Source organism: Micromonospora sp. DT46 (assembly GCF_049841735.1).
Classification (GTDB): domain Bacteria; phylum Actinomycetota; class Actinomycetes; order Mycobacteriales; family Micromonosporaceae; genus Micromonospora; species Micromonospora reichwaldensis.
Map to the genome: position 1 here is coordinate 44,162 of NZ_JBNCKW010000004.1, position 20,245 is coordinate 64,406.

The 20,245-nt window shown below is 75.9% G+C and carries 22 protein-coding genes; 9 read left to right on the plus strand and 13 right to left on the minus strand.

The annotated features are described in order from the left end of the window. Positions 1–12 precede the first annotated feature (12 nt). From ACLQ20_RS11670 to ACLQ20_RS11685, 4 genes are all read left to right on the plus strand, one after another. Positions 13–810 carry a sugar phosphate isomerase/epimerase family protein gene (locus tag ACLQ20_RS11670; protein ID WP_327031233.1) on the plus strand — a complete coding sequence of 266 codons (798 nt, stop codon included), beginning with the start codon at positions 13–15 and terminating at the stop codon, positions 808–810. A 54-nt stretch (positions 811–864) separates the two neighbouring features. Beyond that, positions 865–1,308 carry a hypothetical protein gene (locus ACLQ20_RS11675; protein WP_327028710.1) on the plus strand — a complete coding sequence of 148 codons (444 nt, stop codon included), beginning with the start codon at positions 865–867 and terminating at the stop codon, positions 1,306–1,308. 205 nt (positions 1,309–1,513) lie between these two features. Continuing rightward, the gene (locus ACLQ20_RS11680; protein ID WP_151453151.1) at positions 1,514–2,899 is read left to right on the plus strand and encodes an FAD-binding oxidoreductase; all 1,386 of its coding nucleotides are present in this window, start codon (positions 1,514–1,516) and stop codon (positions 2,897–2,899) included. Further along, a complete protein-coding gene (locus tag ACLQ20_RS11685) occupies positions 2,896–4,056 on the plus strand; it encodes a (Fe-S)-binding protein (protein WP_327028709.1) in 1,161 nt (386 codons plus the stop codon). Before ACLQ20_RS11680 ends, ACLQ20_RS11685 begins: the two co-directional genes overlap by 4 nt. Before the next feature lie 51 nt (positions 4,057–4,107). On the opposite strand, the gene ACLQ20_RS11690 is transcribed toward ACLQ20_RS11685, so the two are convergent. The 3 genes from ACLQ20_RS11690 to ACLQ20_RS11700 are packed head-to-tail and all read right to left on the minus strand — an operon-like array spanning position 4,108 to position 7,582. Then, a complete protein-coding gene (locus ACLQ20_RS11690; RefSeq protein ID WP_327028708.1) occupies positions 4,108–6,384 on the minus strand; it encodes an ABC transporter permease in 2,277 nt (758 codons plus the stop codon). Then, on the minus strand, positions 6,381–7,061 hold the full coding sequence (locus ACLQ20_RS11695; RefSeq protein ID WP_327028707.1) for an ABC transporter ATP-binding protein: 681 nt from the start codon (positions 7,059–7,061) through the stop codon (positions 6,381–6,383). Before ACLQ20_RS11695 ends, ACLQ20_RS11690 begins: the two co-directional genes overlap by 4 nt. After that, positions 7,058–7,582: a PadR family transcriptional regulator gene (locus tag ACLQ20_RS11700; protein ID WP_151453153.1), complete on the minus strand. Its 525-nt coding sequence runs from the start codon at positions 7,580–7,582 to the stop codon at positions 7,058–7,060. The genes ACLQ20_RS11695 and ACLQ20_RS11700 overlap by 4 nt, the downstream gene beginning before the upstream one ends. Before the next feature lie 80 nt (positions 7,583–7,662). On the opposite strand from ACLQ20_RS11700, the gene ACLQ20_RS11705 reads away from it, so the two are divergent. Continuing rightward, entirely contained in the window at positions 7,663–8,238 is a 576-nt protein-coding gene (locus ACLQ20_RS11705) for a GNAT family N-acetyltransferase (protein WP_327028706.1), read from the plus strand. Here ACLQ20_RS11705 and ACLQ20_RS11710 read toward each other — a convergent pair. The 3 genes from ACLQ20_RS11710 to ACLQ20_RS11720 all read right to left on the minus strand — a co-directional run bounded on the left by ACLQ20_RS11710 (position 8,209) and on the right by ACLQ20_RS11720 (position 11,625). After that, positions 8,209–8,796 (minus strand): TOPRIM nucleotidyl transferase/hydrolase domain-containing protein, encoded by a 588-nt coding sequence (locus ACLQ20_RS11710; protein ID WP_151453155.1) that lies wholly within the window; start codon positions 8,794–8,796, stop codon positions 8,209–8,211. The two genes, ACLQ20_RS11705 and ACLQ20_RS11710, sit on opposite strands and share 30 nt — an antisense overlap. Before the next feature lie 243 nt (positions 8,797–9,039). Further along, positions 9,040–10,581, minus strand: a complete 1,542-nt coding sequence (locus tag ACLQ20_RS11715) for a chitinase (protein ID WP_425855907.1) — start codon at positions 10,579–10,581, stop codon at positions 9,040–9,042. A gap of 258 nt (positions 10,582–10,839) precedes the next feature. Continuing rightward, on the minus strand, positions 10,840–11,625 hold the full coding sequence (locus ACLQ20_RS11720; protein ID WP_225851958.1) for an RNA ligase family protein: 786 nt from the start codon (positions 11,623–11,625) through the stop codon (positions 10,840–10,842). Between the two features lie 166 nt (positions 11,626–11,791). On the opposite strand from ACLQ20_RS11720, the gene ACLQ20_RS11725 reads away from it, so the two are divergent. Beyond that, on the plus strand, positions 11,792–12,217 hold the full coding sequence (locus ACLQ20_RS11725) for a type II toxin-antitoxin system Phd/YefM family antitoxin (protein WP_151452949.1): 426 nt from the start codon (positions 11,792–11,794) through the stop codon (positions 12,215–12,217). A gap of 184 nt (positions 12,218–12,401) precedes the next feature. Here the strand turns inward: ACLQ20_RS11725 and ACLQ20_RS11730 are convergent, their stop codons facing one another. From ACLQ20_RS11730 to ACLQ20_RS11745, 4 genes are read right to left on the minus strand one after another with little or no spacing between them, the layout of a single operon-like run. Beyond that, positions 12,402–13,466 carry an ABC transporter ATP-binding protein gene (locus ACLQ20_RS11730; RefSeq protein WP_151452948.1) on the minus strand — a complete coding sequence of 355 codons (1,065 nt, stop codon included), beginning with the start codon at positions 13,464–13,466 and terminating at the stop codon, positions 12,402–12,404. Continuing rightward, positions 13,463–14,278 (minus strand): ABC transporter permease, encoded by an 816-nt coding sequence (locus tag ACLQ20_RS11735; RefSeq protein WP_151452947.1) that lies wholly within the window; start codon positions 14,276–14,278, stop codon positions 13,463–13,465. Before ACLQ20_RS11735 ends, ACLQ20_RS11730 begins: the two co-directional genes overlap by 4 nt. After that, positions 14,275–15,060 carry a molybdate ABC transporter substrate-binding protein gene (modA, locus tag ACLQ20_RS11740; RefSeq protein ID WP_151452946.1) on the minus strand — a complete coding sequence of 262 codons (786 nt, stop codon included), beginning with the start codon at positions 15,058–15,060 and terminating at the stop codon, positions 14,275–14,277. Before modA ends, ACLQ20_RS11735 begins: the two co-directional genes overlap by 4 nt. Further along, the gene (locus tag ACLQ20_RS11745; protein ID WP_151452945.1) at positions 15,057–15,482 is read right to left on the minus strand and encodes a TOBE domain-containing protein; all 426 of its coding nucleotides are present in this window, start codon (positions 15,480–15,482) and stop codon (positions 15,057–15,059) included. The genes modA and ACLQ20_RS11745 overlap by 4 nt, the downstream gene beginning before the upstream one ends. 146 nt (positions 15,483–15,628) lie before the next feature. Between ACLQ20_RS11745 and ACLQ20_RS11750 the strand changes: the two genes are divergently transcribed. Both ACLQ20_RS11750 and ACLQ20_RS11755 read left to right on the plus strand, forming a co-directional pair. Then, a complete protein-coding gene (locus ACLQ20_RS11750) occupies positions 15,629–16,813 on the plus strand; it encodes a transporter substrate-binding domain-containing protein (RefSeq protein WP_151452944.1) in 1,185 nt (394 codons plus the stop codon). Next, positions 16,705–17,844 (plus strand): hypothetical protein, encoded by a 1,140-nt coding sequence (locus ACLQ20_RS11755; protein ID WP_225851956.1) that lies wholly within the window; start codon positions 16,705–16,707, stop codon positions 17,842–17,844. Before ACLQ20_RS11750 ends, ACLQ20_RS11755 begins: the two co-directional genes overlap by 109 nt. Positions 17,845–17,905: 61 nt before the next feature. Here ACLQ20_RS11755 and ACLQ20_RS11760 read toward each other — a convergent pair whose 3' ends face one another. After that, the gene (locus tag ACLQ20_RS11760) at positions 17,906–18,298 is read right to left on the minus strand and encodes an SCO5389 family protein (RefSeq protein WP_425855417.1); all 393 of its coding nucleotides are present in this window, start codon (positions 18,296–18,298) and stop codon (positions 17,906–17,908) included. Between the two features lie 234 nt (positions 18,299–18,532). After that, positions 18,533–19,027 carry an SsrA-binding protein SmpB gene (smpB, locus tag ACLQ20_RS11765; protein WP_425855418.1) on the minus strand — a complete coding sequence of 165 codons (495 nt, stop codon included), beginning with the start codon at positions 19,025–19,027 and terminating at the stop codon, positions 18,533–18,535. A gap of 113 nt (positions 19,028–19,140) precedes the next feature. On the opposite strand from smpB, the gene ACLQ20_RS11770 reads away from it, so the two are divergent. After that, positions 19,141–19,680 (plus strand): RNA 2'-phosphotransferase, encoded by a 540-nt coding sequence (locus ACLQ20_RS11770; protein WP_358119841.1) that lies wholly within the window; start codon positions 19,141–19,143, stop codon positions 19,678–19,680. Between the two features lie 7 nt (positions 19,681–19,687). Here ACLQ20_RS11770 and ACLQ20_RS11775 read toward each other — a convergent pair whose 3' ends face one another. Continuing rightward, positions 19,688–20,200, minus strand: a complete 513-nt coding sequence (locus ACLQ20_RS11775) for an NUDIX domain-containing protein (RefSeq protein ID WP_311412605.1) — start codon at positions 20,198–20,200, stop codon at positions 19,688–19,690. Between the last annotated feature and the right edge of the window lie 45 nt (positions 20,201–20,245).

Consider the following 20,245-nt stretch of genomic DNA (forward strand, 5'->3'; position numbering starts at 1 on the left):
GCAGTGAGTGGGCTGGAACGGTTCTCGTTCAACCAGGCCACGTCGCAGCACTGGCCGTTGCCCGAGGTGGTCGACGGCTGCGTCGCGGCCGGCGTGCCGGGGATCGGGCTCTGGCGGGAGCCGGTGGCCGAGTACGGGTTGGCCCGCGCCGCGAAGCTGGTCCGCGACGCCGGCCTCGAGGTCACGTCCCTGTGCCGGGGCGGCTTCTTCACCGCCGACGGCTGGCGGGAGGAGAACCTGCGCGCCATCGAGGAGGCCGCCACCCTCGGCACCTCGGTCCTGGTGCTGGTCTCCGGCGGGCTGCCGGTGGGCAGCCGGGACATCGACGGCGCCCGCCGGCAGGTCGCCGACTCCATCGCCGAGCTGGCCCCGCACGCCGCCGCAGCCGGGGTGACGCTGGCGATCGAGCCGCTGCACCCGATGTTCAGCGCCGACCGCTGCGTGGTGTCCACCCTCGGCCAGGCGCTCGACATCGCCGAGCGGTTCGACCCGGGCGTGGTCGGGGTCGTCGTCGACGCGTACCACGTGTGGTGGGACGACACGGTGTACGCGCAGATCGCCCGGGCGGGGGCGCGGATCGCCGCGTTCCAGGTGTGCGACTGGATCACCCCGCTGCCCGAGGGGGTGCTGCTCGGCCGGGCCCTGCCCGGTGACGGCTGCATCGAGCTGCGCCGGCTGCGGGAGGCCGTGGACGAGGCCGGCTACACCGGGCCGGTCGAGGTGGAGGTCTTCTCGGCCGAGGTGTGGGCCCGGCCCGGCCGGGAGGTCCTCGACGCGTCGGTCGCGGGTTACCTGCGCCACGTCGCCTGACGACGGGTCCCGGCCGGTCGGGCGGCCGGCCGGGATCCGGGCGAGGATGAGGGGGTGACCGACCGACGGGTGCACCTCGACGACCTCGGCGCGTGGCTGATCAAGGGCAACGCGGACCGGGTCGACCTGGCCGGCCGCTTCGCCCGTGATCCGCGGGTGACGGCCTGGTGCGTACGCCCCGGCTACCGGGCCCGGCTGATGCGTCCCGGTCAGCCGGTGGTCCTCTGGGCCAGTGGCAGCCGCGGCCGGCTCGCGTACGGCGTCTGGGGCGTGGGGTTGGTGGCCGCCGCCGCCGTGCCGGGGGAGCCGGGCGCGGCCTGGACGGTGCCGTTGGACCTGACGGTCCTCGCCGAGGCGCACCGGTTGCCCCGGGAGTCCTTCCGGGGCGACGCGCGGCTGGCCGGCGCGGAGGTGCTCCGGCAGCCGCAGGGGGCCAATCCGTCCTTCCTCACGGTGGCCGAGTTCGCCGCGCTGCGCGAGCACCTGCCGCCGCGCTGACGGCCAGGTCCCGGCCGGCTCGATCCGGACCGTCGGCGCCGGGTGCGCAGCGGGCGGCGAGTGCGGTGACCCGGACGTGGGCCGGGCGGCCCGCCGTCTTCACCCAGCCCCTCCGGCTCTCTATGATCGGTGAAAACTGTCGCCAGACAGCCGGTCGCGAGCCGGCAAAAAGCTACAGGCGCGACCGGCGCCGGGAAGGGTGGGCATGGCGCTGTCCGCGACCGTCCTCGCCGAGCTGCGCGGGATCGTCGGTCCGTCGCACGTGCACGACGCGGCCGGCGACCTCGTGGCGTACGCGCGGGACGCGACGCCGCTGTTCTCGCACCGGCCGGACGCGGTGGTCTTCCCGGCCGACACCGCCGAGGTCGCCGCGGTGCTGGCACTCGCCACCCGGCACCGGGTGCCCGTGGTGCCCCGCGGCGCGGGCTCCAACCTGTGCGCCGCCACCGTGCCGCTGCGCGGCGGGATCGTGCTGGTGCTGACCCGGCTCAACGCCATCCTGGAGGTCAGCGGGGACGAGCTGCTCGCCCGGACGCAACCGGGCGCGACCAGCGCCGCCCTCGCCGACGCCGCCGCCGCACAGGGCCTGCTCTGGGCGCCCGACCCCGGCAGCCGGACCGTCGCCACGGTCGGCGGCACCATCGCCACCTGCGCGGGCGGGCTGCGCGGCCTGAAGTACGGCGTGACCCGCAACTACGTGCTGGGCCTGGAGGCGGTGCTGCCCACCGGCGAGGTGATCCGCACCGGCGGCCGGCTGTGGAAGGACGTCGCCGGCTACGACCTGACCCGGCTGCTCACCGGCTCCGAGGGCACCCTCGCCGTGATCACCGAGGCGACCGTGGCGCTGCTGCCCGCACCGGCGTCGGCGAACACCGGGGTCGCGTACTTCCCGACGCTGGCCGACGCGGGGGAGGCGGTCGCCCGGGTGATCCGGGCCGGGGTGGTGCCGGCGACGCTGGAGTTCCTCGATCGGGCCTGCATCGACGCCGTGGAGGACTTCGCCCACCTGGGGCTGCGTACCGACGCCGGCGCCCTGCTGCTCTTCGGCGACGACGGCCCGCCCGACCTCGTCGCCGCCCACCTGGACCGGATAGGCGCCGCCTGCGTCGAGGCCGGCGCGGTGGAGGTCACCACGGCCCGCGAGGTCGCCCAGGCCGAGGCGCTGCTGGCCGCCCGGCGCTGCGCGCTGCCGGCGCTGTCCCGCCGGGGCGGGGTGACCATCCTGGAGGACGCGACCGTGCCCCGGCCGCGCATCGCCGAGATGGTCGACCGGATCGACGCCATCGCCGCCCGGCACGACGTCGCCATCGCCACCTTCGGCCACGCCGGCGACGGCAACCTGCACCCCACCTGCGTGCTCGACTCGGCCGAGGACCATGACGCGGTACGCCGGGCAGAGGCGGCCTTCGCCGACGTCTTCGCCGCCGCCATCGACCTCGGCGGCACGATCACCGGCGAGCACGGGGTGGGGGCGGCGAAACTGCCGTTCCTCGCCGCCCGCCTCGGCGAGGACCAGCTCGCCCTGCTGCGCCGGATCAAGAGCGCCTTCGACCCGGCGGGCATCCTCAACCCCGGAAAGCTGGGATCATGACCGGCGACGTGTTCGACCCGGAGCAGCTGTCCCGCTGCATCTCCTGCGGGTTCTGTCTGCCGGCCTGCCCGACGTACGCGATGACCGGCGACGAGGCGTCCTCGCCGCGCGGCCGGATCACGCTGATGCGGGCGTTGCAGGACGGCACCCTGCCCCCGGACGACGGCACCCTCGCCGAGGAGTCCTCGTTCTGCCTGGGCTGCCGGGCCTGCGAGCCGGTCTGCCCGGCCGGGGTGGAGTACGGCAGCCTGCTGGAGCAGTGGCGGGTGCACCAGTGGCGGGGCTGGCGGCGACCGCTTGTGGCCCGGGCGCTGATGCTGCTGGTCGAGCAGCGGTGGCTGCTGCGGCTGTCCGGCCTCGTCCGCCGCGCCGCCCGCGGCCGCGCCGTCACCCCGGCCCCGCCCCCGTCGGCCCCGGCCGCGTCGGCCCTGAGCGCGCCGGCCTCGGGTGCGGCACCCGCGCCGGCGGCGGCCCCCGGATCCGCCGCCGCAGGCGGGGCGGGCGCGCAGCTCATGCTGGGCTGCGTCGAGCGGGGCCTCTACCCGGCGGTCAGCCGGGCGGCGCGCGCGCTCGCCCCCGAGCTGGCCGTCCCCACCGCGCAGGGCTGCTGCGGCGCGCTGCACGCGCACAACGGCGACCTGGCCGGGGGCGAGCGGCTGGCCGAGCGGCTCGGCGCGGACCTGCCGGGCACCATCGTCACCACCTCCGGCGGCTGCGCCGCGCACCTCGCCTCCGTGCTCGGCCGGGACCGGGTGCGCGAGCTGTCCACCTGGCTCGCCGACCGGCCCGCCGGGGCGGAACTGCGGGTGGGCGGCCGACGCGCCCGGGTCACCCTCCAGGACTCCTGCCACCTGCGCAACGGCCTCGGCGTCTTCGCCGAGCCCCGGATGCTGCTGCGCCAGGTCGCCGACTACGTCGAGCTGCCCTCGGCGGCCGCCTGCTGTGGCGCCGCCGGCACGTACTCCCTGCTGCGGCCGAAGGACTCCAGGCGGATCCTGGACGCGAAGCTCGACGAGATCGAGGCCGCCGGCGTCGACCTGGTGGTGGCCGTCAACCCGGGCTGCCTGCGCCAGTTGCGCACGGGGCTGCGCCGGCGCCGGTCGGCCGTACGGGCCGTGCACCTCGCCGAGCTGCTCGCCCGCGTCGAGTCGCCGTAGCCGGCCGGCCGGCGCCGCCGCCGGGCGCACCGCGGTGCACCCGGCGGAGGATCACTCCGTGCGGATGCCGTCGGGTCGGGTGAGCCGCCACAGCACCGGCAGGCTGAGCCCGGTGACCAGCAGCACGACCGCCGCCCCGAGGCCGGTGGAGATGCCCAGCGCCGGCCAGGCGACCGTGACCGGCGTCTGCACCATGCGCAGCAGCACCGCGCCGAGGGCGAGGCCGAACACCACCGCCAGGGCGAGCCCGATCACCACCGGAACGGCGCTCTGCCACAGCACCGACCAGCTCAGCGTGGAGCGCCGGGTGCCCACCGCGACCAGCATCGCCAGCAGCCGGCGGCGCTCCCGCAGCTGCTCCAGCACGCCGACCAGCATGCTGGCCCCGATCAGCAGCAGGGTGACCACCGCGCCGACGTAGAGGCCGCGTTGGACGTTGACGAACTGGCTGGCCTGGCGGTTCTCGGTCAGCGTGAGCACCGAGGCGTACGGGTCGACGCCGGCGGCGGCGTTGCGGACGTGCTCCACCGCGTCCGGCTGGTCGGCCGCGAGCCGCAGGTACGCGTCCGCGCCCAGCGGGCCCAGCCGGGCGGCGTCGACCGCACCGGGGGTGACCAGCAGGCCGGCCTGCTGGTAGCCGGACGGGTCGGCGCGGACGGGGGCCTCCCGGGTGGTGCGGGGGACCTGCCAGGTCACCCCGTCGACGCCCGCGACCGCGACCGTCGCGCCCGGCCCGATGCCGGCCGGCTGGCCCTCGGAATCGCGGACCAGGAAAACGTCGCCGTCGGCGCACCGGTCGAGCCGGGCGAACTCGGCCAGCGCCGCGCAGTCGCCGATCCGCAGCGTGCCGTACCCCCCACTAGCCGCAGTGACCTGGGTGGTCAGGGTGGCGTGGCTGGCGGTGACCCCGGGCGCGTCGGCCAGGCGGTCCAGCCCCGCCGCCGTGTCCGACCGCGGGAAGAACTGCACCTGCACCTGGGCCCGGGAGGTGTCCTGGCCGGTGTCGAAGGTGAACCGGCCGGCGACACCGGCGAAGAGCATCTGCAATCCGATGGTGCCCGCCACGGCGACCGCGATGCCGTTGACCAGCCGCGCGGAGGCGGCGCTGTCGAGCTGGAGGCGGCGCACCGCGAGCTGCCACGCGACCGGGCCGCCGCGCAGCCGGCGTACGAGCAGGTCGGTGAGCCAGGGGAGCAGGGTGACCACGCCGGCCAGCAGGAGCACGGCGCCGGCGGCGGTCTGCCGCTCGCCGCCCAGCGGCGCGACCCCGGCCGCGCCGGCCAGCAGCAGCCCGAGCCCGGCGGCCGGCAGCAGCAGCCGCCACACCAGCCGCCGGCGCACCGGCGTGGCCCGCCGGGTCACCCCGAGCGGCTCGACCAGCACGGCGCGCATCGACACCAGCGTCACCACGACGGCGAGCGCCGGCACCGCCAGCGCGACGGCGGCCACCAGCGGCAGCGGCGGGCGCACGTCGGCGGCGTACACGCTGAGGTCCATGAGGGTGACCAGCGGCACCACCTGCCGGCCGAGCGCGAAGAGCACGCCGCCGGCCGCGACGCCGAGCAGGGCGCCGGCGGCGGCCTCCCCGGCGGCGATCCGGCGGACCATCGCGGCGTCGGCGCCGACCAGCCGCAGCGCGGCCAGCCGCCGGTCGCGCCGCTCACCGCCGAACCGCACGGCCGCGCCCAGGAACACGGCGATGGGTAGCAGGAGGACCACGAAGATGACGACCACCAGCACCACCAGCACCGGGTCGAAGGCCTCGCCGGGCAGCCCGCCGCCGAACGCGTCCAGCCGGGTCGCGTCGTCGGCGGCGAGGGTGTCGCTGCCCAGGTAGTAGGCCAGCTCGCGGGGACCGGCCAGCCCCTCGTCGGCGATGACGCCGGTGACCGTGGCCCCACCGAGGCGGGGGGCGAACAGCGCGCCGTCGGCGGAGCCGAGCAGGTCGCGCAGGGCGGGGGAGACCAGCACCTCGCCAGCGCGGGGCAGCGCGGCCACCCCGGGCGGCGCCGGCGCGGCCGGCCCTTCGGGCCGCAGCACCCGGCCACGCACCGGTTGCCCCCGGAACTCGGTGTCGGTCTGGCGGATCAGCACGGTGTTCGCGGCGGCCGGGATCTTCTCGCCCATCCGCAGGTCGTCGCGGGCGTCGCCGCGCGCCTGCCGGGCGTCCAGCGCGCCGGGCACCGCGGCGGCGAGCAGCAGCATCGCCACCCCCACCCCGACGCCGACCGCCGTGAGCACCGCCCGCAGCCAGCCGTCCCGGCCGCCCGTGAACGCCATCCGCGCGCCCATGCTCAGGTCGGCCGCGCGGTCGCGCAGCCGCGTCACGCCGCAACCTCCAGGTCCCGGGTGCGGCCGTCGCGGACCACGATCTCCCGATCGGAGTACGCGGCGACCCGCGCCTCGTGCGTCACCAGCACCACGGCCGCCCCGGTGTCCCGGGCGGCGGCGGTGAGCAGCCGCATGACCCGCTCGCCGTTGAGCGAGTCGAGCGCGCCGGTCGGCTCGTCGGCGAAGACCACCCGTGGCCGGGTGACCAGTGCCCGGGCGACCGCCACCCGCTGCCCCTGCCCGCCCGAGACCTCGCCGGGCCGCTTGCCGGCCACCTCGGCGACCTCCAGGCGGTCCAGCCACTCGGCGGCCCGCCGCTCCGCCTCGCGCCGACCGACCCGGCCCAGCCGCAGTGGCAGCGCGACGTTCTCCAGGCAGGTCAGCTCCGGTACGAGCTGGCCGAACTGGAAGACGAAGCCGAACTCCTCGCGGCGCAGCGCGCTGCGCTCGGCGTCGCTCAGGGCGGCGAGGTCACGGCCGGCGTAGCGGACCCGGCCGGAGTCGGGCCGGGCGATGCCGGCGAGGCAGTGCAGCAGCGTGGACTTGCCGGAGCCCGAGGAGCCCATCACGGCCAGCACCTCGCCCGGGTGGACGCGCATGCTCGCCCCGGCGAGCGCCCGGGTCGGGCCGAACGAGCGGTGCAGGTCCTCGGCGAGCAGCAGCGGGGCGTTCACGACCGCACCGTCGCAGCCAGCTCGTCGAGGCGGGCGGCGGTCAGCTCCAGCCAGCGCAGGTCGGCCTCCAGGTGGAACAGCGCGTGGTCGCAGACCAGCTGCTCGGCGAGGTCGCCGTCGCGCTTGCGGCGGGTCAGCTCGCGCATCATCCGCAGGTGCTCGGCGCGCTGCACGTCGAGCACGTCGGCGGCGGGGCGGCCGGTCAGCAGGGCCAGCACCACCTTGGTGTAGAGGGTGCTCTGCAGGTACGGCTCGGGTTTCTCGGCCCGGGCCAGCCACTGCGCCACGTCCGTGACGCCCGCCTCGGTGATCGCGTACCGCTTGCGTTCCGGGCCCTCGCCGGGCTCCACCGCCTCCACCTCGACGAGGCCGCCACGCAGCAGCCGGGACAGGGTGGCGTAGACCTGCCCGTACGCGAGCGGGCGGGCGTGACCGAAGCGCTCGTCGTAGAGGCGTTTGATGTCGTAGCCGTGGCGGGGGGTGGCCTCGAGGAGGCCCAAGAAGGTCTGTCCGATCGACATGCCGGCGACTATACACACCGCGTATACCCGGAGTGTATAGCGGTACATTGCCCGCTCAACCGTCTGCATCGGAGGTCACCGTGTTCGCCCTGTCCCTGACCGAGGACGTGGAGCTGCGTCCCCTGGAGCCCTGGCGGGCCGAGGAGTTCCTCGCCCACCTCGACCGGGCCCGTACGCACATCGCGCCCTGGGTATCGCCCTCGTTCCTGGTCGACGACCTGGCCGGTGCCCGGGCCGTGCTTCAGCGCTACGCGGACCTGTGGGCGCGCGACGCCGGCGGCATCTGGGGCATCTGGCGGCGAGGCACCCTGGTCGGCGGGGTCATGTTCGTCTCGTTCGACGTGGCGTCGGGCGGCTGCGAGGCGGGCTGCTGGCTGGAGCCCGCCGGCGAGGGGCACGGGCTGGTCAGCCGGGCGGTCGGCCGGCTCGTCGACTGGGCGGTACGGGAACGCGGCATCCACCGCGTCGAGTGGCGCACCAAGCCGGACAACACCCGCAGCATCGCCACCGCCCGGCGGCTCGGCATGCGTCACGACGGGACGCTGCGCCAGGTCTATCCAGGGCCGGCCGGGCGGATCGACATCGAGGTGTGGTCGGTGCTGGCGCCCGAGTGGCGCGGCTTCCGGTCAGACGCCGGCGAGCACCGCGTCGAGTGAGCGGGGCACCCGGTCCGGCTCCAACGCCTGCACCAGCAGCCGCGCGTACGCGCTCTTGCGGCCGGACCGGGTGCCGAGGAACCGGCGCAGCTGCGCCTCGACGGCCCGACCCCGCTGCGCCGGCTGCCGCTGGAACAGGTCGAACGAGCGCAGCTCGCCCTCGGCGGCGAGCACCGCCCGCACCCCGGCGACGCCGACCGCCCGGATCAGTTCGTCCTCCAGGTCGGCCACGCAGACGTGGAACCCGAGGGCCGTCAGGTCGGCCCGGGACAGGTCGACGCCGAAGCCGCAGCGTTCCAGCCCGCGCCGGAAGTAGCCCTCCTCGGCTTCGTCGTAGAGGCCCGCCAACCGCAGGCCGCGTCCCGCCGGGCCGAGCTGGTCGAGGAAGTGGCCGACGTTCGTCGCGCCGCCCATGGCCACCACCCGTACGCCCTCGGCGCCGAGGTCCCGGCCGCGGCGCGCGGCGAGGGTCTCCAGGGCGACCCGGTCGCTCGGCCCCTCGACGAGCACCACCGTCCGCGCGTCGGTCCCGGGCGCCAGGTCACCGATGCTCCGCACTCCGCCTCCCCGTCCCCGATGCCGCAGCGCCCGCCCGGGGGGCGGCCCGGCGGTCCGGCCCCGATGTGCGGGACGTACCACCGGGGACGACCTGTGTCGGGCGGCCAGTGCGGCCCGTCGCCCCGCGAGGGCAGCGTGGACCGGGCCGGCCCCCGGCGCAACCGGATTGCGGGCGGCAGGCAACCGCCGGAGTCGGTGGCCGTGCCGCCGCCCGGGCCGGGTGACCCGGGCGGCGGCACCGGCTCAGGGCAGCGACCGCAGGAACGGGCCGTGGCTCAGGCGGAACTCCCAGGCGTAGAACCGGTCCCAGTTGATCGACCAGGTCATCAGGCCCCGGAGGGCGGGGTTGGTGCCGCTGCGGGGGGTGTACGGGCCGCAGCCCTGCCCCTTCACCAGGCAGGTCACCGCGGCCTGCACCCCGGCCGGGGCGAGGTAGCCGTTGCCGGCGCTGGGGGAGGAGGGGGCGCCGAAGGCCACCTGGTCCTCACGCAGCGGCGGGAAGACGCGGTCGGCGTTGCCGGCGACGGGGAAGCCGGCGAGCAGCATGTCGGTCATCGCGATGTGGAAGTCCGCGCTGCCCATGGTGTGGTACTGGTTGTCGAGCCCCATGATCGGCCCCGAGTTGTAGTCCTGCACGTGCAGCACGGTGATGTCGTTGCGCAGCGCGTGGATCACCGGCAGGTACGACCCGGCGCGCGGGTCCTGCCCGCCCCACGGGCCCGAACCGTAGTACTGGTAGCCGAGCTGGACGAAGAACGTCTCCGGCGCCATCGTGAGCACGAAGCCCGCCCCGTACCGCTGCTTGAGGGTGCGGATCGCGGAGATCAGGTTGACGATCACCGGCGTGGTCGGGTTGCGGAAGTCGGTGTCCCCGGTGTTCAGGTAGAGCGAGTGGCCCTCGAAGTCGATGTCGAGCCCGTTTAGGCCGTACCGGTCGATGATGGCCGCCACCGACCGGACGAAGGTGTCCCGGGCTGCGGTCGTGGTGAGCTGGACCTGGCCGTTCTGCCCGCCGATGGAGAGCAGCACCTTCTTGCCCTGTGCCTGCTTGGCGCGGATCGCGGCGATGAACTCGGCCTCGGTCTCGACGCCCGGGCACTCGGCCGCCGGGCAGAGCTGGAACCGGATGTCGCCCGAGGTGACCGTGGTGGGTTCGCCGAAGGCGAGGTTGATGATGTCCCAGTCGGCGGGCACGTCGGCCATCCGCAGGTAGCCCGAGCCGTTGGCGAAGCTGGCGTGCAGGTAGCCGATCAGCGCGTGCCGGGGCAGCCCACCCGTCGGCGGCGGCGTGGTCGGTGGCGGCGTGGTCGGCGGAGGCGTGGTGGGCGGTGGGGTGGTCGGCGGTGCCGTGGTCGGCGGAGCGGTCGTGGGCGGTGCCGTGGTCGGCGGGGTGGTGGGCGTGCCGCCCGAGCAGGGCGCGCCGTTGAGCGTGCAGTTGGTGGGGGAACCGGAGCCGGTGGCCAGGAAGCCGAACGACACCGAGGCGCCGGGGGCCACGGTGCCGTTCCAGGAGCGGTTGGTGAAGGTGTGCCGCTGGCCGACGCTGCTGACGGTGGCGTCCCAGTAGGAGCCGAGCGTGGTGCCCGCGGGCAGGGTGAAGGCCACCTGCCAGCCGGTGATGGTGGCCGGGCCGCCGTTGGTGACGGTGTAGCGGCCCTCCCATCCGGTGCCCCAGTCGGCGGTCTTGACGAAGGTGGCGGTCGGGCCGGCGGCCTGGGCCGGCGCGGCGAGGGTCAGCGTGGTGGCGGTGACGGTGGCGAGGGCCGCGACGGCGGCCAGCAGCAGGTTTCGGGCAGGGCGACGCATCCGGACCTCCCGGGTACGAGGGCCGTCGGATCGACGGATGCACAATTATTAGGATTATTAACTGTAATTGTCCAGGCGTTCGGGCCGGACTTCCCCGTCGCGTCCCGGCGCCCGTGACGCCGGGTGGCGGGTCGGTGCCCGATCGTCGACGCCCCCGTCGCCCGCCCGTCCGCCGCCCGCCCGTCCGCCGCCCGCCCGTTCGGCGGCGCGCCCGACCGGCGCGCCGCCGAACCGTCGTCAGCGCCTGGCCTCGCGACGCTTCAGGGTGCGCTCGTAGTCCTGGAACCGCGCCTTGGCGATGGCCGAGCGGTCCGCCGCGCGGAGCACCAGGCCCTCGGACCGGCCGGCCGGACCGTCCAGGGCCACCAGGGTCCGGGGCAGGTGCGCGGTCAGGAACGTGTGCGTCCCGTCGATGTCGCGGGGCAGCTCCTCGGCGGGGACGGTGGCCAGCCGGGGCACCGTCGGCAGGCCCAGCGATTCGGCCCGCCCGACGAGGTCGGCCTCCCCGAGGAACCGCTGGCCGCCGCCGTCGCGCCAGGCCGAGATCCGCTGCGTCGGCCAGTCGAGCATCGGCGCGGGGTCGTCCAGCACGGCCACGTCGAAGAGCCGGTGCCCGACCCGGCGCTCGGCCGTGTAGTGCCGGGAGGCGGCGGTGACCTTGCCGCCGTACACCTCCAGGTAGAAGACCGTGATCCGGTCCTCCGCCGCCGCGACCGTCAGCCGCTCGGCCACGTCGCGCAGGGCGTCCACGATGCCCAGCGCGGGGTTGCCGATCAGGTCGCCGCGCGCGTACAGCAGTTCCTCGCGGCTGCCGATCAGGTACGCGCCGCCGGGCAGCACGACGATCCGGGCGTTCGTTCCGTCGACCTTCTCGGTGAGGGTGACCGGCCCGGTGAACGCCACGCACTCCGCCAGCAGCCCGCCGTCGCGGGGGTCCAGGGCGTGGTAGGTGGGGATCGACGGGTACTTGGTCAGCGAGTTGATCGTCCGCAGGTCGACCGTCCGGACGTCGAGGCGGGACACGGCAGCTCCTTCACGTGGCGGGGTGCGCCGCGCCGGTTCGCGGTGCGGCGCCGGGCCGGCAGCGTATCCGCCGCGAGGGCCCCGGCTCGCGCCAGTTTCCGGTCCGCGCGTCCACCCTGGACCGTCGGCGTGCGGAAGTGTCGTACCCGCGCGCGACCATCCATCCATGGCTGTCCCCGCTCTCACCCCGCACACCGACCAGCCGCGCTCGGTGCCGCTTCGCGAGGCGCGCACCCGGCTCACCCAGCTCGTCGCGCTGGCCGAGTTGACCGACACCGTCACCGTCGTCACCCGCGACGGCGATCCCCGCCCGGTGGCCGCGATCGTCCCGGCGGCCGCCGCCCGTAGCGCCGCCCAGGCGCGTGCCGACGGGGACCGCCTCGCCGCTGTCACCGCCGGCTGGGCCCGGCGCCTCGACGAGGCGCACCGGCGCAGCGCCCACCGGCACGCCGCCGAGCTGCGCGCGGTCACCGCCGCCCTCGCCGAGGTCTGGGCCGAACTCGACCGCCGGGTCACCCCGGGCAGCGACCCCGGTCTCGCCCGGCTCCGGGCCGCCCACGCCGACCTGCTGGCCGCCGACCCCGCCGCCTGACCCGCCCGGGGTCCGCGCCGCGTCCGGCGTCGCTCGCGTCCGCGCCGTCCCGGGCTCCGCGCCACCCCCGGGCTCAGTGCCGCGCGGTTGCCTGGCCGGGATCCGGTGTGCCGCCGTCGACCGCGCCCCGACGCTGCCGAGGGCAGCGCTCGCGCGTGCCGCCGGCCCTGGGGGCCGCAGGGTGTCAGCCGGCGGGGTACGCGTGGGTCTGCGCCGCCTTCACCGCGGCCCAGACCGGCTGGCCGGGGGCCAGCCGCAGCTGCGCGGCGGCGGCCGGCGTGACGTCCGCCGACACCCCGATCGGCCCGTCGAGCTGCACCCGCAGGTCGTCGCCGTGCCGCTGCACGCCGGCCACCGTCGCCGCCCAGGTGTTGCGCGGGCTGCCCTCGGGCCGCGACGGGTGCAGGGCCACCGCCGAGGGCCGGAAGGCGACGAAGACCTCCCCGTCGAGCCGGTCGGCGACGGTGAGGGTCAGCCCGTCGGCGACCCGGACCCGGTGCCCGTCGGCGTGGCCCCGGTGCAGGTTCAGCCCGACGAGCCGGGCCACGTAGTCGGTGCGTGGCCGCGCCGTGACGGTGGCGGCGTCCCCCTCCTGCACCACCCGCCCCTCCTCGACGACCACGAGCCGGTCGGCCAGCACCAACGCGTCCAGCGGATCGTGGGTGACCAGCAGGGTGGCACCCGGGTGCGCGGCGAGGTGCCGGTGCAGCTCCGCCCGGGTGTCCAGCCGGGTACGCGCGTCGAGCGCGGCGAGCGGCTCGTCCAGCAGCAGCAGCGCCGGCTCGACGGCGAGCGCGCGGGCCAGCGCGACCCGCTGCGCCTGCCCGCCGGAGAGGTGCCGGGGCCGCCGGTCGGCGTGCTCGGCCAGGCCGACCCGGTCCAGCCAGTCGTGGGCGGTCCGCCGGGCGGTACGCCGGTCGGCGCCGTGCCGCCGGGGCCCGAACGCCACGTTCTCCCACGCGCTCAGGTGCGGGAAGAGCAGGTAGTCCTGGAAGACCACGCCGATCGGCCGGCGTTCGGTCGGCGTCCAGGCGCGGCGCAGCGGCCGGTCCAGGTCGACGCCGTCGAGGGTGAGGTGCCCGGCGGTCAGCGGGAGCAGGCCGGCGAGCGCGCGCAGCGCGGTGGTCTTGCCCGCCCCGTTGGGGCCGAGCAGCGCGACCACCTCGCCGGCGGCGACCCGCAGTGCGACGTCGAGGCGGAAGCCGTCCCGCTGCACCACGAGGTGCGCGTCGAGCAGGGGCGCGCTCACGGGCTGGTGATCCAGCGGTCGCGCAGCCCGGCGAGGATGGCCACCGAGACCGTGAGCAGCACGAGGCTGAGCACCACGGCGGCCTGCACGTCCGTCTCCAGCGCCAGGTAGACGGCCAGCGGCATGGTCTGCGTACGCCCCGGATAGTTGCCGGCGAAGGTGATGGTGGCGCCGAACTCGCCGAGCGCCCGGGCCCAGCACAGCACCGCCCCGGCCGCCAGGCCGGGCGCCACCAGGGGCAGGGTGACGTGGGTGAAGGTCGTCCAGCGGCCCGCCCCGAGGGTCGCCGCCGCCTCCTCGTACCGGCCGTCGGCGCCGCGCAGCGCCCCCTCCACGGCGATCACCAGGAACGGCATCGCCACGAACGCCTCCGCCAGCACCACGCCGGCGGTGGTGAACGGCAGGGTGATTCCGAAGGTCGCGTCGAGCCAGCCGCCGAGCAGGCCACGCCGGCCGAAGACCAGCAGCAGCGCCACCCCGCCGACGACGGGTGGCAGCACCAGCGGCACGGTGACGAGGGCGCGCACCAGGCGCCGGCCGGGAAACTCGACGCGGGCCAGCAGCCAGGCCAGCGGCACCCCGAGCAGCAGGCAGAGCAGCGTGGCCAGCGTGGCGGACAGCAGGGACAGCCGCAGCGCGGTGAGCACGCCCGGCGCGGCGAGCCGCTGCGGCAGGTCGGCCCACGGCGTACGGGCCACCAGCCCGACCAGCGGCAGGACGAGGAAGACCAGGCCCAGCACGGCCGGCAGCAGCAGCGCGACGGGCACCCCGGGGCCCCGCCGGCGCAGGCGCCCGCCGTGGGTACGCGTCACGGGGCCTGGAACCCGGCCCCGGTGAGCACCGCGCGTCCCCGCTCCGAGCGGACGTACGCGACGAAGGCCCGCGCGCCGTCGGGGTTGGGCGGGTCCCGCAGCGCGACGATCGGGTAGTCGTTGACGGCGCGGGCGGACTCGGGGAACTCGACGGCCGTCACGTCGGCCGTGGCGGCCAGGGCGTCCGTGCGGTAGACGAGGGCCGCGTCGACCTCGCCGAGCCGCACCTTGGACAGCGCGCCCCGCACGTCCTGCTCCAGGGTGACCGGGGTGAGCGCGACCGAGGCGGCGTCGAGCGCCGTCCGCGCCGCCGCCCCGCAGGGCACCTGCTCCGCGCAGAGGGCGACCTTCACGCCCGGCCGGGCCAGGTCGGCCAGCCCGGCGACGCCCCGCAGGTTGCCCCTCGGCACGGCGACGACGAGCTGGTTGCGGACGAAGACCACCGGATCGCCGTCGGCGTTGCCGGCCTCGGCGACGGTGGTCATGTTGCGCGTCGCCGCCGAGGCGAACACGTCGGCCGGGGCGCCCTGGTTGATCTGGGCGGCCAGCGCGGCGCTGCCGGCGAAGTTGAGGATCACGCTCGTGCCCGGGTGGGTCGCCTCGAAGTCCCGGCCGATCCGGGTGAACGACTCGGTCAGCGAGGCCGCGGCGAACACGGTCACCGTGCCGTCCGTCGACCCGCCACCGGCGGTGGTGCCCGCGCCGCACCCGGCCAGGGCCACCAGGGCGGTGATCACCGCCGCCGCCGCCGCGACCGTCCGCGAGCGCCCCGCCGCTCTCACGACCCCTGCCTCCCCCGGGAGGCCCCGGACGGGGAGGCGCGTTCCACCACCACCGTGGTCGACTTGATCACCGCGACGGCCAGCGAACCGACGCGCAGGTCCAGCTCGTCGACCGCCTCCCGGCTCATCAGCGAGACGATCCGGAACGGCCCGGCCTGGATGTCGACCTGCGCCATCACGGTGTCCTTGACGACGTTGACCACGATTCCGCGCAGCCGGTTGCGGGCCGAGGAGGCGTCCGACCGGTCGTCGGGCTCGGCGGCCTGCCCCCGGGCGAACGCGGCCAGCTCGACCCCGTCGATGGCCCGGTGCCCGTGCTCGTCGCGGCCGGCGGCGAGCCGCCCGGCGTCGACCCACCGGCGCACGGTGTCGGCGCTGACGCCGAGCAGTTCGGCGGCCTCCCCGATGCGGAACGTCGTCACCGGCCCAGCCTAGCGTCCGGCAGATGCGAGGAGAAGGGCGGGCAGCTCGTCGCGGATGCGGCCCGGAAGAGCCCATTTTCCTCGTGTCCGCGGCCGGCGCAGCCGCGACACGGCCGACCGTCCGGATGCTGTCGTGACCTGGCGGGATGGACCACAATGGAGGGCTCGGGCGGGGGACGGCGACCGGGAGGGCCGAGTTGGGTCAGGACGACGAGGGCAGCGGCAACCCACCGGCGCCGGAATCCGTGGAGGCCCCCACCGCGCGCCGGTCGAGGTCCCGGCAGGTGCGCCTGGCGGCCCTGCTGCTCCTGCTGGTGGTGATCGTGGCGGCCACGGTACGGGTGATCGTGGCGACCGGCCCGCCCACCTGGGACGAGCTGCGCGAGCGGGCGGGGCTGACCAACCGGGACAGGCTGGTCATCGGGGTCAAGGACGACCAGCCGGGCGTGGCGCAGAAGCTGGAGAACGGCGCGTTCGAGGGCTTCGACATCGAGATCGCGTACATGATCGCCGAGGACCTGGGGTTCGACGCCCCGGAGGTGACGCTGCTGGCGATCGAGAGCGAGGACCGGGCCCGCCGGCAGGCGCGCGACGCCAGCGGCAGCTTCGTCACCGTCGATTTGGTGGTCGCCTCCTACAGCATCACCGAGCAGCGCCAGGGGCAGGGCGTGGTCTTCTCCTTCCCCTACCTGGAGACGGAGCAGTCGGTGGTGACGCTCGCGTCCGACAGCCGCAAGGTCGCCAGCCTGCGTGACCTCGACCGGGCGAAGGTCTGCACGCTGGGCACGTCCACCTCGGAGCGGCGCCTGCGGGACGCGGGCGCGAGCCCGATCGGCCGCAACCGGATCAGCGAGTGCATCCAGGCGCTCTACGACGGTGATGTCGACGCGGTCACCACCGACGCGGCGATCCTGGCCGGCTTCGTGGGCCCCCGCCCGCCGGGCGAGCTGCCGCCGGCGGTGAAGCTGCGAGGGCGCCAGGAGTTGCAGCACTGGGACATCGGCGAGGAGGCGGCGGAGAAGTGGGGCGTGAACACCGGCCCCAATCCGGCGATGCGGGACCTGGTCAACCTCTCCCTGCAGCAGTCGGCGGAGGGGCCCGACGGCTACCGGTGGAAGGCGGCGTTCGACCGGTACCTGGCCTCGGAGCAGCAGTACAGCAACCTGCAGCAGGTGGCGGTCGGCCGGCAGCCGGAGCCCGAGGAGAAGGTGGAGGTGCGGCAGTGGCCGTGGGAGAGATGGGCCCTGCCGTCTCCGAGTCGGCCGCGATCGGGCGCGCCGACCGTCGCCCGGGCACCAAGCAGGCGCAACAGGCGCAGCAGTGGCTGCTGACGCTGCTGCCCGCGTTCCCGGTGCTGCTGCTGGTGCTGCGGCTCTGGCGGCTCAGCCGGCAGGACATGCCGACGATGCTGCTGCTGGTGCAGTACGTCAGCCCGCTCGGGCTGCTCAGCGCCCTGCTGATCGCGCTGGTGTGGGCGTTCCCGCTGGTGGTGCTGGTGCTGACCGTTCTCGGCCGGCTGCTCCAGGTCAGCGCGCCTGACCGGTTCGACCCGGATCGCTCGCTGCTCGCCTACGGCACCGTGCGTACCCCCGGTTGGGTGCTGGTGGCGGCGACCGCGCTGGCGGCGCTCACCTGGCAGTTGCGGTTCCTGCCGCTGCTGATGATGCTCGCCCTCTGGCTGCTGGCGCTGCGGACCCGGCTCCGCTACCCGGACCGACCCCGCCTGCTCCTGGTCGCCACCCTGGTGCTGCCGGTCGTGGCGGCGACCGCGAGCTACGCCTGGCTGGCGCCCGCCGTGCCGGCCGCGATCAGCGACGGCGAACTGGCCACGGCCCTGCTGCTGGTCGTGCCCCCGCTGGGAGCTGTGGTGCTCACCGGCCCGGTGCCGCGCCCGGTCGCCCCGGCGCTGACCCACAGCCTCGCCTACGCGGTGGCGGCGGTGCTGCCGCTGGTGACGGGGGTGGTCTTCCTGCGGGTGCCGCTGCTGCCCGCGGTCGCCGTCGAGGTCGGCCCGGAGGCGGGCCCGGTGCGGGAGGTGGTACGTGGCCAGGCGGTCACGGTGACCGACCGGATGACGATCGTGCTCGACGGGCGGGGCGAGGTGCGCTTCCTGCCCAACGACCAGGTACGCGGGCAGCTCCTCTGCCCCGACCCGGGGCGGATCCCGGTCACCCGCGTGGACGTGTACGGCTGGCACGTGGAGGAGACGGCGCTGGACTGGATGATCCCCCGGCAACCGGTGGGGCGGGCGGACCCGCGCTGCCTGGGCCGGGTGCCGGCAGGGGAGCCCGCCGAACCGTCCGCGCCGCCGTCGCCCGGGCCGGCCGGGTCGTCCGCGCCTCCGCCCGCCGTCCCCCGCTGACGGCCGGCGGGCGGGGCGGGCCCTCGACGCCCCGTCCCGCCCGCCGGCCGCATCCGTCGGGTCAGCAGTTGCGCAGCTCGGGGGACTGGTTGAGCAGCTGGCCCCGGGCGGAGACGAACCGCCGGTACGCGTCGGAGCCGACCGCCGCCGGGCGGAACGCGGCGACCCGGTGGCAGTTCTGGAAGGCGAGCTTGACGTGGAAGTGCCGCTCCAGGCCGGCGCGGATGGCGTCGCTGGCGAGCGCCCGCAGCAACTGGCCGCGTTCGGCCTCGGTGGGCGGCGGGACGACGTTGTCGGCGTGGTCCGCGCCGGTGGACGCGAGTTCGGCGGCCACCCGGCTGACGGTCTGCCAGGCGTACGGCAGCGAGTCGCGGACGCAGGCGACGAACTCGGCGTCGTCGACGGGGCCGCGCTCGGCGGCGTCGATCAGGGCGGGCGGGACGGTGAGAGACATGCTTCTCCTCCGGTTCACTGGTAATGACTACGGTTTTCATTACCGTGGCCGAGTGAGCACACCACGATGCGGGCGGCGCGTCAACGACCGTCCGGCGTGCCGCGTTGACCCACCGTGACGGCGGTGGCACGCGGCGAACGACGACGGGCCGGACCGGCGCCACCGGCGGGTGACGGAGACGGCCGACGCGTCGGTCGGTCCGTGGCCGGCGTGCGGGGGAGGCGACGGGAGCGGTCAGCCCCGTCGCGCGGTGCGGCCCTTGAGGTGGCGGCCCAGTTCCCGGGCGATCTCCCGCTCGGCGTCGCGTTCGGCGAGCGCCTGCCGCTTGTCGTACGACTTCCTGCCCTTGGCCAGGGCCAGCTCGACCTTCGCCCAGCCGCCCGAGAAGTACATCGACAGGGGCACCAGGGTCAGGCCGCCCTCGCGGGTCCGCTCCAGGATCCGGGCGATCTCCACCCGGCGCAGCAGCAGCTTGCGGGTGCGCCGGGGCGCGTGGTTGGTCCAGCTGCCGAAGCCGTACTCGGCGATGTGCAGCCCGTAGAGCATCAGCTCGCCGTCGCGCTCCTGGGCGAAGGCGTCGACCAGCGACGCCCAACCCTCGCGCAGCGACTTGACCTCGGTGCCGGCCAGCACGATGCCCGCCTCGTAGGTCTTGAGGATCGAGTAGTCGTGCCGCGCCTTCTTGTTGGAGGCGATCAGCCTGCGCTCGTTCTGCCGGGCCGCGTTCACCCGGCCGAGGATATCGGCTGCCGGCCAGGGCTGGCCGGCCCGGCGCCGATGCGGTGGCCGGGTCCGGCCGAATCCGATGGCGCCGGCGGTGCCCGGCGGGGGAGACTCCGCCAATGGATCATCGGGCGATGGTGCGGCTGAGCAAGCGGATGTCCCTGGCGTTGCGGCACGAGCCCGCCCGGTTCGGCCTCGCGCCCGACCGAGGCGGCTGGGTGTCGGTCGACGACCTGCTCGCCGCGCTCGGGATCGACCGCGCCGACCTGGACGCCGTGGTGGCCGGCAACGACAAGCAGCGCTTCGCCATGGAACGCGGTGCCGACGGCGTCGAGCGGATCCGGGCCAACCAGGGGCACTCGATCCCGGTCGACCTGGAGCTGGCGCCCAGCCCGCCGCCGGCGCGGCTCTATCACGGCACCAGCCGCGTCGCGCTCGACTCGATCCGGGCCAGCGGCCTGCACCGGGCCGGCCGGCACCACGTCCACCTGTCGCCGGACCTGGCGACCGCCCGACGGGTCGGTGCCCGCCGGCCGGGCGAGCTGGTGGTGCTGACCGTGGACGCGGCGGCGATGGCCCGCGACGGGCACGCCTTCTATCGCAGCGCCAACGGCGTCTGGCTCACCGACGCGGTGCCCGCCCGGTACCTGGCCGACTGAGCGGGGCTCAGCCCGCGCGCCGGGCGAGGAATTCGGCGAGCACCCGGGTGTGGGTGGAGAAGGCCAGCTCCGTCGGCTCGGTGAGCACCAGCCACTCGGTGGCCTCCTCGGTCGGCGCTGACGGCGGCAGCGCCTCGGCCCGCCGCTCGGGCAGCTCGCCGAAGACCATGATCGTGCCGCCGGCCGGGGCGCCGTGCACCGCGAGGAGCCGGGCGTCGGCGGCGTCGGCACGCAGGCCGGTCTCCTCCCACAACTCCCGGACCAGCGCCTCCTGCCACTCCTCGCCGTACTCGATGAAGCCACCCGGCAGCGCGAGCTGGCCGCGGGCGGGCTCGATGTCGCGGCGGACGACCACCACCCCGAGGCCCCGGGCCGTGCGGACCGGCAGCACCGCCACCGCGACGGGCAGCGGGTTGCGCCAGACCGTCGCGCCGCAGGCCGCGCAGACCCGCGGCCAACCGGCCGCCGCCGGATAGGCGGCGCCGCAGAAGGAGCAGTGGGAGTACGCCACGGCGGTCATGCCGCAGCACGTTACCCGGCACGCCGGGGGCCGCCGCGACCTGCC

Excerpts from the sequence above, each read along its gene's own strand:
- ACLQ20_RS11680 (WP_151453151.1), top strand. The coding sequence starts at position 1,514 with ATGGCGCTGTCCGCGACCGTCCTCGCCGAGCTGCGCGGGATCGTCGGT.
- ACLQ20_RS11685 (WP_327028709.1), top strand. The coding sequence starts at position 2,896 with ATGACCGGCGACGTGTTCGACCCGGAGCAGCTGTCCCGCTGCATCTCC.
- ACLQ20_RS11725 (WP_151452949.1), top strand. The coding sequence starts at position 11,792 with ATGGCTGTCCCCGCTCTCACCCCGCACACCGACCAGCCGCGCTCGGTG.
- ACLQ20_RS11770 (WP_358119841.1), top strand. The coding sequence starts at position 19,141 with ATGGATCATCGGGCGATGGTGCGGCTGAGCAAGCGGATGTCCCTGGCG.
- ACLQ20_RS11750 (WP_151452944.1), top strand. The coding sequence starts at position 15,629 with ATGGACCACAATGGAGGGCTCGGGCGGGGGACGGCGACCGGGAGGGCC.
- ACLQ20_RS11700 (WP_151453153.1), bottom strand. The coding sequence starts at position 7,582 with ATGTCGATCGGACAGACCTTCTTGGGCCTCCTCGAGGCCACCCCCCGC.
- ACLQ20_RS11760 (WP_425855417.1), bottom strand. The coding sequence starts at position 18,298 with ATGTCTCTCACCGTCCCGCCCGCCCTGATCGACGCCGCCGAGCGCGGC.
- ACLQ20_RS11775 (WP_311412605.1), bottom strand. The coding sequence starts at position 20,200 with ATGACCGCCGTGGCGTACTCCCACTGCTCCTTCTGCGGCGCCGCCTAT.